At 66.3% G+C, this 12,865-nt stretch carries 11 protein-coding genes and 1 tRNA gene; 2 read left to right on the forward strand and 10 right to left on the reverse strand.

Annotated features, from left to right (window positions below; genetic code table 11):
- Positions 1–5 precede the first annotated feature (5 nt).
- The 10 genes from AC3WJB_RS14450 to AC3WJB_RS14495 form a co-directional block, all read right to left on the reverse strand.
- Positions 6–329 carry a YbaB/EbfC family nucleoid-associated protein gene (locus AC3WJB_RS14450; protein WP_492682728.1) on the reverse strand — a complete coding sequence of 108 codons (324 nt, stop codon included), beginning with the start codon at positions 327–329 and terminating at the stop codon, positions 6–8.
- Positions 329–2,017, reverse strand: coding sequence for a DNA polymerase III subunit gamma/tau (dnaX, locus tag AC3WJB_RS14455; protein ID WP_492682730.1), 1,689 nt, complete (start codon positions 2,015–2,017; stop codon positions 329–331). Before dnaX ends, AC3WJB_RS14450 begins: the two co-directional genes overlap by 1 nt.
- Positions 2,018–2,523: 506 nt before the next feature.
- On the reverse strand, positions 2,524–3,399 hold the full coding sequence (locus tag AC3WJB_RS14460; protein WP_492682732.1) for an aldo/keto reductase: 876 nt from the start codon (positions 3,397–3,399) through the stop codon (positions 2,524–2,526).
- Between the two features lie 205 nt (positions 3,400–3,604).
- Positions 3,605–3,796, reverse strand: a complete 192-nt coding sequence (locus tag AC3WJB_RS14465) for a hypothetical protein (RefSeq protein WP_492682734.1) — start codon at positions 3,794–3,796, stop codon at positions 3,605–3,607.
- Between the two features lie 584 nt (positions 3,797–4,380).
- Positions 4,381–4,473, reverse strand: a tRNA-Ser gene (locus tag AC3WJB_RS14470).
- Positions 4,474–4,543: 70 nt separating this feature from the next.
- Positions 4,544–4,777, reverse strand: coding sequence for a carbon storage regulator CsrA (csrA, locus tag AC3WJB_RS14475; RefSeq protein ID WP_492682736.1), 234 nt, complete (start codon positions 4,775–4,777; stop codon positions 4,544–4,546).
- Between the two features lie 365 nt (positions 4,778–5,142).
- Positions 5,143–7,776: an alanine--tRNA ligase gene (alaS, locus tag AC3WJB_RS14480; RefSeq protein WP_492682738.1), complete on the reverse strand. Its 2,634-nt coding sequence runs from the start codon at positions 7,774–7,776 to the stop codon at positions 5,143–5,145.
- Positions 7,777–7,827: 51 nt separating this feature from the next.
- The gene (locus AC3WJB_RS14485; protein ID WP_492682740.1) at positions 7,828–8,334 is read right to left on the reverse strand and encodes a regulatory protein RecX; all 507 of its coding nucleotides are present in this window, start codon (positions 8,332–8,334) and stop codon (positions 7,828–7,830) included.
- Positions 8,335–8,368: 34 nt separating this feature from the next.
- Entirely contained in the window at positions 8,369–9,406 is a 1,038-nt protein-coding gene (gene recA, locus AC3WJB_RS14490; RefSeq protein ID WP_492682742.1) for a recombinase RecA, read from the reverse strand.
- Positions 9,407–9,549: 143 nt separating this feature from the next.
- A complete protein-coding gene (locus AC3WJB_RS14495; protein WP_492682744.1) occupies positions 9,550–10,059 on the reverse strand; it encodes a CinA family protein in 510 nt (169 codons plus the stop codon).
- A 201-nt stretch (positions 10,060–10,260) separates the two neighbouring features.
- Here AC3WJB_RS14495 and AC3WJB_RS14500 point away from each other — a divergent pair, with 201 nt between their 5' ends.
- On the forward strand, positions 10,261–11,994 hold the full coding sequence (locus AC3WJB_RS14500) for a type IV secretory system conjugative DNA transfer family protein (RefSeq protein WP_492682746.1): 1,734 nt from the start codon (positions 10,261–10,263) through the stop codon (positions 11,992–11,994).
- Between the two features lie 134 nt (positions 11,995–12,128).
- The gene (locus AC3WJB_RS14505; RefSeq protein ID WP_492682748.1) at positions 12,129–12,782 is read left to right on the forward strand and encodes a class I SAM-dependent methyltransferase; all 654 of its coding nucleotides are present in this window, start codon (positions 12,129–12,131) and stop codon (positions 12,780–12,782) included.
- Positions 12,783–12,865 lie beyond the last annotated feature (83 nt).

Below are 12,865 nucleotides of genomic sequence, written 5' to 3' on the forward strand. Positions count from 1 at the left end.
CACCGTCAAAACGGCATCTTGAAACCGGGCGGCAAGGACATGCCGGCGGTTACGCCGCCGAGCCGTTCCTTGCTTGCCGCGGCAACTTTGTTCACCGCATCGTTCACCGCCGCCGCCACCAGGTCCTCGGCCATTTCCGGATCGTCGGCAAAAGTCTGCCGATCGATCTGCACGCGGCGCACGGCATGCTCGCCGGTCATCACGACGCTGACCAGGCCACCACCGGCACTGCCGGTGACCTCGAGCTTGGCGATCTCTTCCTGCGCCCGCTTCATGTCTTCCTGCATGCGCTGGGCTTGCTGCATCAACTGGCCAATCTGCCCTTTCATCATGCGTTTTCCGCTCCGTTGGCAATGGGTTGGATCGACTGTGGCACCACGCGGGCGCCAAATTCACGCTGCAGGGTCTGCACCAGCGGATCCGTCGCGATGGCATGCTCCGCCGCCGCCTGCGCCGCATCGTGTGCCTGCGCAGCCCGCGCCGCCGGCGTTTGCGCGGCCGTGGCCGCGTTCGCCAAGGGCACGAAATGCAGATGGATGGCTTCCCCCAGTGCCTGGCTGAGGCGTTCCTCCATCTGGCTCACCATGGGCTCCACCGCCATGTGCAGATGCAGCGGCTTCAACGCCAGCACCAGGGTCTGGCCCTCGCGCGCCCGCAACACGGCATTTTGCGCCAGCATGCCCAGCGGGCCACGCAACTCAGCGCGCTCGATCAAGCGCTCCCAGTCAGGCAGCCCGTCGGCGCCAACCGCCACCGGCGCCATCGATACCGGCGCGGCGATGACGGGCGACGTTACCGCGCGGCCCGTCTCCGGCGCCGCGCTGCGCGCGCCGCGAGCGGGTGCGGTGGCCTGCGCCGCTCCGTGCGGATGCGCAGGGCGGACGGCGGGGGGCGCGCGATCTGCGGCCTGCGGCTGATCGGCAGGCGGCGGCGCCGGTCGGAACGCCAGCATGCGCAATGCGGTCATCTCGAAACCGGTGCGCGCATCCGGGGCCAGCGCGAGGTCGCGTCGCCCTGCCGTCGCCATCTGGTAATAGAGCTGCACATCCTCGGCTGCGAGGCCGGGCGCAAGCCCAGCCAGCGCGTGGTCGTCGTCAACGCCGTCGGCCGGCTGGTAGCCCGGTACCAGTTGCAGCAGTTGCACCTGGTGCAGCATGCCGGCGAGATCATCCAGCACCCCGGCATAATCCGGCGCGTAGGCGGCAACCCGCGCGCATGCCTCCAGCAGCGCCGATCCATCACCGGCGGCCACGGCTTCGAGCACGGCCAGCACCTGCGCGCGCGCGACGCCGCCCAGCATGGCGCGCACGTCGTCGCCGCGTACTGCGCCGGCGCCGTAGGCAATCGCCTGGTCCAGCAAGGACAAGCCATCGCGCAGCGAACCGTCGGCCGCCTTGGCCAGTTCGGCTATCGCGTCGTCGTCGCACGCCACCTGCTCGGCTTCCAGGATGTGGCGCAGCTGGCCCGAAATCTGTACAGGCAGCAGGCGCTTCAGGTTGAACTTGAGGCAGCGCGAGAGCACGGTGACCGGCAGCTTCTGCGGATCGGTGGTGGCGAGCAGGAATTTCACGTGTGCCGGCGGCTCTTCCAGGGTCTTGAGCAGCGCATTGAACGCGCTCTTGGAGAGCATGTGCACCTCGTCGATCAGGTACACCTTGAAACGCCCCTGCGCCGGCGCGTATTGCGCGTTCTCGATGAGCTCACGCACATCGTCCACGCCAGTGTTGCTGGCCGCGTCGATCTCCAGCAGGTCGACAAACCGGCCCTCGTCCACGGCCCGGCAGATCGCGCACTCGCCACAGGGCTCGGCCGACTGGCCTCGCTCGCAGTTGAGCGACTTGGCGAAGATGCGCGCAATCGTGGTCTTGCCCACGCCGCGCGTGCCGGTGAACAGGTAGGCGTGATGCATGCGGCCGGTATCCAGCGCATTGCTGAGCGCCTGCACCACGTGTTCCTGGCCCACCAGCTCGGCGAATTTGCGCGGCCGCCACTTACGCGCGAGTACTTGATATGACATGCCATACACCTTGGGGCGAATGTCGATTGTGCCAAGTCGACACCGGCAAGTCAGCTATCAGTATCGACCGAGGCAAGGGCACCGCCTGCAAGCAGGCTTACATGCTTGGCTCCGGTGAGGGGGAAAATCTCCCACAGGTGGATGTGGCGAAGGCCTCAACCCCTTATCTCTTGCTTACCTACTACGGTGGAAGCCGATCCAGGATGACCATAGGTTATGTTCGGAACGGATCGAATTTCGCGCCGCATGCAAGCGTGTGACAAGCGAGCTCTGTCTCGCCAGCCCGATCATCACCCCACAGCGGACCATGCGCAATCACCCGCCGGACCGGCAGCGATTCGAACCCTCGCGTTGCCTGCCCCAGCAATGGGATAACGCGACTTCCTGCCTGTCGTTAGCCGTCGCCAAAGGTTCCGACGTGGTCTCGTCCATGCTCGCTTCGGCGCCGATCAATCCATGGCTGACCCACTACCAGCACGACCGCGACAACGTCACACCCGGCGTATTCATCCCGCACGCTCGATCTGCGCCGCCCGGCCCAGCGCCGCGAAATCATCGTCGCTCAGCGTGATGCCGGCGGCACCGGCGTTCTCCTCCAGATGTGCCACCTTGGACGTCCCGGGAATCGGAAGCACCACCGGGCTGCGCTTCAGCAACCAGGCCAGGGCAATCTGGCTCGGCGAGGCGCCATGCTGCCGGGCGATGGCCTGCAGCGGCGAATCGGTGCGCGCCAAGTTACCGCCGGAGAGCGGATACCACGGGATGAAGCCAATGTTGTGGGCGGTGCAATAGTCCAGTACGTCCTCGCGCATGCGACTGCTCACGCTGTAATGGTTCTGCACCGTCGCCACCGGAAACACCTTCGACGCCGCCTGGATTTCTTCCACCGTGACCTCGCTCAGGCCGGCAAAGCGGATCAGGCCCTGGTCGATGAACGACTTGATCGCGCCGAACTGCTCGTCACGTGGGACGCCAGGATCAATGCGGTGCAGTTGCCACAAAGTGATCTGCTCCACACCGAGGTGGCGCAGGCTCATTTTTACCTGCTGCAGCAGGTAGTCCGGGCGACCGACCGGCACCCATTCCGACGGCCCCGGGCGTACCTGCCCGCCCTTGGTGGCAAGGGTGAGCCCGGTATACGGGCGCAGCGCTTCGGCGAGCAGCAACTCGGACACGTCCGGCCCATAGGAATCGGCAGTATCGATGAAGTTGATCCCCAACTCCGGCACCCGCCGCAGCGTGCGCAGCGCCTCGGCGCGGTCCTCCGGCTCGCCCCAGACCCCCGCTCCCGTGACGCGCATGGCGCCATACCCGAGTCGGTGGATGGGCAGCTCGCCACCCAGCAAAAATTCTCCACTGCGTGAAGCATCAGGATTGGACATGTCGGCACCTCCAATCCCCGAGTATAGGCTGCTGCGTCGCAACCGCCGGCCGCCAGGCAAATGCCGCGCCAGCCGCACAAGGTGGGCGCGGTGCGATGAGGCTGATGGAGGGATGTCCCGGCAGGGATCGCCCTCATCTCGTCGGACATGAGTCTAGTGCCGGCGTTCGCCGGTCGGATGCAAGGCCATGGCGCGTTTCTGGGCGTCAGTCGTCCGGCGCCTTGGCCGGGATAAACGGCGATACCGGATCGCTGGCTGGGAAAGTTTCCTCCAGCGCCTCGTCCTGGTTGGCGCTTTCCTTGCGCTTGCGCCGGGCCTTGTCCTCGGCGGCCTCCTTGCCGGCGGCCGGACGGCCACCGCGCGAATGCGGCAGCTCTTTGCGATCATGATTGGGCATGACGCGTGCTCTTGTGGGGTGTCGACAAGCGTGTCGCGCGGCGCGTGAAGGCCGCATGCAGGGCGTGTCCATGCATGCATGTTCCGCCGCCAGGTATATGGAACGACCGGTCAGGGGTGCGCTTCGATCAGCGATGCGGTTGCATATCGCACGGGAATTGCTCGCCCCATCCATGGGGCTCGCCCCTCCGCGCTGCGCGCTACGGGGCCAGCCTGCGGCTGTCCAATTTCGTTCCTGACGAAGTTGTGCTCGCCCCATCCATGGGGCTCGCCCCTCCGCGCTGCGCGCTACGGGGCCAGCCTGCGGCTGTCCAATTTCGTTCCTGACGAAGTTGTGCTTGCCCCATCCATGGGGCTCGCCCCTCCGCGCTGCGCGCTACGGGGCCAGCCTGCGGCTGTCCAATTTCGTTCCTGACGAAGTTGTGCTCGCCCCATCCATGGGGCTCGCCCCTCCGCGCTGCGCGCTACGGGGCCAGCCTGCGGCTGTCCAATTTCGTTCCTGACGAAGTTGTCGAACCGAAGGGTCCGTCCATATCTCTCTCCGCCAGATACGCAAAACGCCCCACGAGGGGCGTTTTGCGTATCTGGCGGAGAGAGAGGGATTCGAACCCTCGATAAGGCTATAAACCCTATACTCCCTTAGCAGGGGAGCCCCTTCAGCCACTCGGGCATCTCTCCGGACGGCGTCTGCACACAGGCAGAGCCGGCAAGCATACTGATCGGGCTGGCCCAGGTAAAGGTCGGGCCCTCACCCCTCTGGCGGCGTCGCGGGGGCCCGAGGAGGAGTCGAGTCGGCCGTCGGTGCCGGCGTGCCTTCCTGCTCGGCGCGGATGCGCTGGTAGATTTCCTCGCGATGGACCGCCACGTTCTTGGGCGCGTTGATACCAAGGCGGACCTGGTTGCCCTTCACGCCCAGAACCGTGACCGTGACTTCGTCGCCGATCATCAAAGTCTCGCTCACCCTGCGTGTCAGTATCAACATGTCCGTCACTCCCTAGCTTGATTGCGGGTCCACTCATCGACTGGGACACCAGCACCTGCTGCTCGTTCCCCGCGCCAACGCCGCGATACGCAAGACATCCGCAGCGTCAAGGCTGCTGGGCCAATACCAGACTGGCGCCGGACGCACCACCTGGCTGCGACATTGCCCGGATAATACCGACTCGCCGGGAGCGCGGCGATGCCCGCGCCGACCGTCAGTCGGTATTGGTACACAAAAGCTGGGACGCCACTCAGCCTGGCGCCCAGAAGCGTGGGCGATAGAAACGTTCGAGGCGAAAAGCCCTGTGCGCGAGGACCGCGCAGAGGGCTTTGCAGTCACCCGGACGGCTTCTACCGTCCCCGCTCCTAGCGTCCCTGGTCCGCAACCCAGGCCGGAATGGACGCCAAGGCCTTGCCCAGCGCCGGCCCGTCCACCCCGCCGCCCTGGGCCAAGTCACGGCGACCGCCGCCCTTGCCGCCGATTTGGGCGGCCACATGTGCCACCACGTCGCCAGCCTTCACCCGCTCGAGCGCGGCACCGTGCACGCCAGCCACCAAGGCCACGCGGCCTTCGCTGGCGCCGGCCAGGATCACCACGCAATCCCCCAGTTCCTGCTTGAGTTGATCCACGATGTCGCGCAAGGCCTTCGCGTCCAGGCCTTCGCGACGTGCCGCGACTACCTTGAGGCCGCCAACATCATCGGCCTGCCGCGCCAGTTCGGCGCCAAGCGTATCAGCGGCTTTGCCGCGCAGCGATTCGAGCTCGCGCTCGAGCTTCTTTTGCCGCTCGAGCAGGTGATTCAGCCGCTCCACGACATCTTCGGCGCTGCTTGACAACAGCCGCGAGACCTCGGCCAGGCGGTGCTCCTCGGCGGCGACGCGGGCCAGTGCACCGTCTCCGGTCACGGCCTCGATCCGACGCACCCCGGCGGCCACGCCCGCCTCGCTGACGATCTTGAACAAGCCAATGTCTCCGGTGTGCTGCACGTGGGTGCCGCCGCACAACTCGGTGGAGAAGGCGCCCATGCTCAGCACGCGCACGACATCGCCATATTTTTCGCCAAACAAGGCCATCGCCCCGGAGCCGATTGCCTCGTCATACGGCATCTGCCTGATCACTGCCGCTTCATTGCGACGAATCTCGCCGTTCACCAGCGCCTCGACTGCCGCCAGCTCCGCCGCGCTCACCGGCTTGAAGTGCGAGAAATCGAAACGCAATCGATCGGGCGCCACCAGCGAGCCCTTCTGGGTGACGTGGGTACCCAGGAGCGCGCGCAGCGCGGCGTGCAGCAAATGGGTTGCCGAGTGGTTGAGCACGATGGCCTGGCGGCGCTCGACGTCCACTTGCGCATCCAGGACGTCGCCCACGCGCAGCGCCTGCTCGCCATGCCAGGTCCCGGCATGGCTGGCAAACACGCCGCCCAGCTTCAGGGTGTCATCGACCTCGAAGCGACCAGAGGGATTGCGCAGCTCGCCAGTGTCGCCGACTTGGCCGCCGGATTCGGCATAGAACGGGGTTCGGTCGAGGATCAGCAGCGCCGCCTCGCCATCGGCCAGCTCGGCCAGTTGGCGGCCGTCGCGCACGATGCCGAGCACCTTGGAGGCGGCACTTTGCAAAGCCTCGTAGCCAAGGAAGACGGTCGGCGGCAACTGGCTGGCCAGCTCGGCCGGCATCTGGCTCTTGGCCGTGAAGCGGCCGGCAGCGCGCGCGCGGGCACGCTGCTCACCCATGGCGCGCTCGAAGCCGGGCATGTCCACCGCCAATCCCCGCTCACGCGCTATGTCGGCGGTGAGATCCACCGGAAAACCGTAGGTGTCGTACAAACGGAACGCGTCGGCACCAGCAATCGTCTTGCTGGCTTGTCGGGCAATCTCGTCGAAGACCCGCATCCCATGCTCCAGGGTCTCGCCAAAGCGCACTTCCTCGGCGCGCAAGGCCTCCTCGACCAACACCTGCTTGGCCGCGAGTTCCGGGTACGCCGCACCCATCTCCGCAATCAACGGTGCCACCATCTTCCAGAAGAAATCACCGCGCACGCCAAGCATCCAGCCATGGCGCAGAGCGCGGCGGATGATCCGCCGCAGCACGTAGCCGCGGCCTTCGTTCGACGGCAGCACGCCATCGACGATGAGGAAGGCGCAGGCGCGGATATGGTCGGCGATCACGCGCAGCGACTTGTTGCCCAGGTCGGCTGTGCCGGTGAGCTCGGCAGCAGCGCGGATCAAGCGCACGAAGAGGTCGATCTCGTAATTGGAGTGCACGTGCTGCAGCACTGCGGCAATACGCTCCAGGCCCATGCCGGTATCCACGCAGGGCGCCGGCAGCGGGCTCAACGTGCCGTCCGGCGCGCGGTCGAACTGCATGAACACGAGGTTCCAGATCTCGATGTAGCGGTCGCCCTCGGCTTCGGCCGAGCCGGGCGGCCCGCCTGCCACTTCCGGGCCGTGGTCGAAGAAGATCTCGCTGCACGGCCCACACGGCCCGGTATCGGCCATTTGCCAGAAGTTGTCCGAAGCGTAGGGCGCGCCCTTGTTGTCGCCAATGCGTACGATGCGTTCGGCCGGCACGCCAATCTGCTCGTGCCAGATGGCGTAGGCCTCATCGTCGTCGTGGTAGACGGTGACCCACAGCTTGTCGGCCGGCAGACCGAATCGCGTCGTCAGCAGTTCCCAGGCATAGGCAATCGCTTCGCGTTTGAAGTAATCGCCAAACGACCAATTGCCAAGCATCTCGAAAAATGTGTGATGCCGCGCCGTGTAGCCGACCGCGTCGAGATCGTTGTGCTTGCCGCCGGCGCGCAGGCAGCGTTGGACGTCCGCGGCGCGCGCATAACCAGGCTTCTCGCTGCCCAGGAACACGTTCTTGAACTGCACCATGCCGGAATTGGTGAACAGCAACGTCGGGTCGTTTGCCGGCACCAGCGAACTCGAGGGCACGATGGTGTGGCCCTTGGCGCGGAAAAAATCGAGGAAGGCGGCGCGAATCTCGGAAGTCTTCATGCAGGTCTATGGCGATGACAGGTGGCCAAGGCCGCAAGAAGCCCGGCGCGATCAGTTCTCTGGATCGGCGCTTGGGCCCATGTCGGCTTGGGTGGCAGCACGTACTGTGGCGGCGGCAAAGCCTCGACGCAAGAGGAACTGCGCACGGCGCACACGTGCGGCGCGGTCGCCGGCACCACCGGCACCGTAACGGCGGCGCAACTGCAGGGCTGCACAGGCATCCCAATCGACCTCGGCGGCATCCAGCAGCTCGCGGATGCGCGCGTCCGCAAAACCATGGCTCTTCAACTCGGCGTGCAGGCGCAGCGGGCCGTAACCCTGGGCAATCCGGCTACGCAGCAGCATCTCGGCAAAGCGCTGGTCGTCCTGGTAGTGCTCGGTCTCAAGCCGCGTCAGCACCGCCGTCACATCGGCCTCCGCATAGCCCAGTTGGGTGAGGCGGCCACGCAACTCCCGGCTGGAATATTCCCGTCGCCCCAGCATGCGCACGGCACGGTCGTAAGCACCGGTGGGCGCGGGCGATGCGTCGCACGACATACCGCGCCGGCCGGATTTCATTTTTTCACCCGCCTCACGCGTACGGCATCCGCGTTCAAGCCTCTTCGGCGGCCTTTTCCGTCGCGGCGGCGGCGGGCTCACCTACCGACACCAAGAGACGCTTGCGCAGTTCCAGGTCGATTTCGTTGGCAATCTCGGGATGTTCGCGCAGGAATTGGCGGACGTTGTCCTTGCCCTGGCCGATGCGCTCGCCGTTGTAGCTGTACCAGGCGCCGGACTTGTCGATCAGGTTTTCCGCCACGCCGAGATCGATGATCTCGCCCTCGCGCGAGGTGCCCTCGCCATACAGGATCTCGAACTCGCACTTGCGGAACGGCGGCGCCACTTTGTTCTTGACCACCTTGACCCGGGTTTCCGAGCCAATGACCTCCTCACCACGTTTCACCGCACCGATGCGGCGGATGTCCAGGCGCACAGAGGCATAAAACTTCAATGCATTGCCGCCGGTGGTGGTTTCCGGGTTGCCAAACATGACGCCAATCTTCATGCGGATCTGGTTGATGAAGATCACCAGCGTCCCGGCTTTCTTGATGTTGGCGGTGAGCTTGCGCAAGGCCTGGCTCATCAGCCGCGCGTGCAGGCCGACGTGGGAATCGCCCATCTCGCCCTCGATTTCCGCCTTGGGCGTCAGCGCAGCGACCGAATCGACCACCACCATGTCGACGGCACCGGAGCGCACCAGCATGTCCACGATCTCCAGCGCCTGCTCGCCGGTATCGGGCTGGGAGACCAGCAGGTCGTCGACCTGCACCCCCAGCTTCTCGGCGTAGCTCGGGTCGAGCGCGTGCTCGGCATCGATGAAGGCGGCCGTGCCGCCGGCCCGCTGGCAGGCGGCGATGACCTGGAGCGTCATGGTGGTCTTGCCGGATGATTCGGGGCCGTAAATCTCCACCACGCGGCCACGCGGCAGGCCACCAATGCCAAGTGCGATATCCAGGCCGAGCGAACCGGTGGAAATCACGTCCACCGGCTCATGGGCATGGTCGCCCATGCGCATGATCGCGCCCTTGCCGAATTGCTTTTCGATCTGGCTGAGCGCCGAAGTGAGCGCCTTGCGCTTGTTGTCATCCATCGTCTTGGTTCCAGTTGGGGCATCCCGGTCGAGGTGCCGGCAGCGGCATGATCCGCCGGCACGGTCTCAGGGGCTGCGATTGGCCGCCGGTGCTCGATGCAGTATCCCACATTGCGCCACCGGCCCAGGCGAGACGCGGCGAACTACGCCGTCAGGCAATGACGCAAGCCGCTGAGCGCCGCAGCCACGGTCTGGCGCCGGACCGCGTCGCGATCGCCGGTGAAGTGGAAGCACTGTGCAGCGGCCTCGGCGCCACGTCGCTGCCAGCCAATCCACACTGTGCCAACCGGCTTGTCCGGCGTCCCGCCATCCGGGCCGGCAATGCCGGTCACCGCCACGGCCACGTCTGCCGTGGAGCGGGCCAGCGCGCCGGCCAGCATTTCCCGCGCGGTCTGGGCGCTGACCGCGCCAAGCCGCTCCAGCGTCGCCGACGAGACGTCAAGCAGATGGCGTTTGGCCTCGTTGCTGTAGGTCACCAGGCCGGCATCAAACCAGGCCGAGCTGCCCGGGAGGTCGGTCGCGAGTTTTGCGATCCAGCCGCCCGTGCAGGATTCCGCCGTCACCAGCCGCAGCCCACGGCGCCCCATGACCTCGGCCAGCCCACGGACCAGGTCCAGCAGGTCCGCCTGACACGGATCGGAGTGCAATGCCATACGGAGTCCTCGTGCTCTGATCGGCGCCGGCGCCATCGGGCTGACGTAGTGTAGACCGCCACTCGGGGACCGCGCCTGGCGTGCCGATCCCCTACGCCTGGCCAGGGCCTCGACCCCTTGCGGCTCCTGGGCGAACCGCCACCATGCCTTGCATCCGGCGCGTCGATCCGGCACATCCCGCAGGCAACGACGAGGCTGCACATGCGCACGCTACGCGGCAAGGCGATTGTCCTGGGCGGACTGCTGCCGCTGGTCTTGGCCGCCGGGCTGTGGCTCAGTGGCTGGCTTGTCTTGTGGCTGCTAGGGCTGCGCAGGCCACTCCAGCTCGACACTTACCTCGCTTATGCGCTGGCGCTGGACCTGGATGCCGTCCGCCCGTACGCCACGAGGATCCACCTTGCCGGCTGGGCCGGTTTCGGCCTGCCGCTTGCGGTGTGGCTGATCGCTGTCACCGCCACGCTCTGGCCGCGGAAGCGCGCATTCCACGGCAATGCCCGCTTTGCCAGGCGCGGCGACATGGCACGCGCCGGCCTGCTGGAAGCTTGCCCCGAAGGCATCCTCGTCGGCCGCTACCATGGCGATTATCTCTACCTCGGCGGCACCCGGCACGTCATCCTGACTGCCCCGACGCGCAGTGGCAAGACCAGCTCGGTTGCCATCCCGGTGTTGCTGACCTACCAGCATTCGGTGGTCTGCCTCGACCTCAAGGGCGAGCTCTACCAGACGACCAGCGGCTATCGCGCCGCGACCGGGCAGGCGGTCTACCGCTTTGCGCCCTACGCCGAGGACGGGTGCACCCACCGCTTCAATCCGCTCACGGCCATTTCCGCCGACCCGCAGTTGCGTATATCCGAACTGCAGACGCTGGCGACCATCCTGTATCCCGACGAGGCCGGCAAGGACCCTTTCTGGAGCTTGCAGTCGCGCGCCGCATTCGTCGCGTTCGCCGCCTGGCTGTTCGAGGCCTGGGAGGCCGGGGCCCCGGCGGCTGCCGGCACCAACCTGGACAGCTTGAGCGGCCGCCCGGCGTTTCCCAGCCTGGAGCGCATCCACCGCTTTTCCACTGGCGACGGCGGCGAGTTGAAGGCCTTCCTGCAGCAGCGGCGCGGGGCGCCCTTCGCCAGCGCCGCCACGCGCGCCGCGCTTGCCAGCCTGGCCAACATGGCGGAGCAGACCTTGTCCTCGGTCCTCGCCAGCACCCAGGCGCCGCTGCAACAATTCCTGAGCCCGACCCTGGCCGCTGCCACGAATGCCACCGACTTCGACCTGCAACAGTTGCGGCGCCGCCCCAGCACCGTCTACGTGGTGATCCCGCCGCATCGCCTTGGCGAGGCGCGCAAGCTGCTCAACCTGTTCTTCTCGATGGTGCTCGGCCAGAACCTCCGGCAGACGCCGCAGGCGGACCCGTCGAGCCGCTACCAGCTGCTGCTGTTGCTGGATGAGTTCACCGCCATGGGCCGGGTCGAGGTACTGTCCGCGCGCATCGCGCTCACTGCCGGTTATGGCATACGCGACCTGTCGATCATCCAAAGCCTGTCGCAGCTCGATGCCACCTATGGGGCCGACGAGGCGCGCAGCTTCATCACCAACCACGCTGCAAGCGTGGTCTTCACCCCGCGCGAGCAACACGACGCCGAGGCCTACTCGACGGCGCTCGGCGACACCACGGTCAAGCGGCGCAACCGCAGCACCGGCAAGGGCGGCACCAACTGGACCCACGCCGAAGAACGCCGGGCCCTGTTGCTGCCGCAGGAGCTGAAGGAACTGCCTGAGGATGAAGAGATCATTTTCCTCGAAGGCTGCCGCCCGATCCGCTGTCGCAAGAACTGGTACTTCAAGGATCGGCGGCTGCGGCGCCGCATCATGCCACCGGCAGCGCTCCCACCATCGCCACCCACCGGCCACGGCTTGCTCACGGCCCCTCGTCGGCCTTGAATCCATGGCAGTGAATGGCTGACGCGGCGACCGAAGCAGGTACCATGGCAGAGGATCACCCCGACAGAACCTCGCACAGCGGTCCGCGCTCAATTCCGCATTCCTGCCCGTCCCGTCACGCAATGGCCATGCGCATGAACCTGATCAGCAAAATCCCCGGCGGCCGGCAACTGGCTGGACTGTTTGGGCTGGCGCCGGAGGAGACCACCAGGCATTTCCGGCAATTCCTGTTCGACCTGCTGCCGCCACACTCGGTGGGCGCGGAGGTCGGGGTGCTCTCCGGCGATTTCTCGAAACAAATCCTGGACTCGATCTCGCCCAAACAATTGCACTTGATCGACCCTTGGGAACACCAAACCTCCAGCGAATACAAGGATGCGTGGTACGGCGGCGCCGCCACGCGCGGTCAGGCGGAGATGGACGAACGCTACGGCGACGTGCTGACGCGCTTCAAGCGGAAGATCCGCAGCGGCCAGGTCCAGGTCCATCGCGGCTATTCAGCCGATGTCCTCGATGAGTTCCCCGACCATTTTTTCGACTGGGTGTACATCGACGGCAACCATCTCTACGAATACGTGAAGAAGGATCTGGAGCTGTCCCTGCGCAAGGTGAAGCTGGGCGGCTACATCACCGGGGATGGCTACACCGAGGGCGGCTGGTGGGCAGACGGGGTCAAGAAGGCGGTGGATGAATTCGCGGGCAGCCCGGCGGTGCAATTGATCGAGCGGCGCAACGGCCAGTTCGTCTTCCTGAACAAGGGCAGCGCCGCGGCCCGGGGGGCCGCTTGACCACGGGATCGGCGCCCGCGGCCGTTCGCCAGGCGACTGCAACCAGGCCTGCCGGCCCGACGGCCGACGGTTAGACTGGGATG

This window comes from Rhodanobacter sp. FW510-R10 (genome assembly GCF_058781105.1).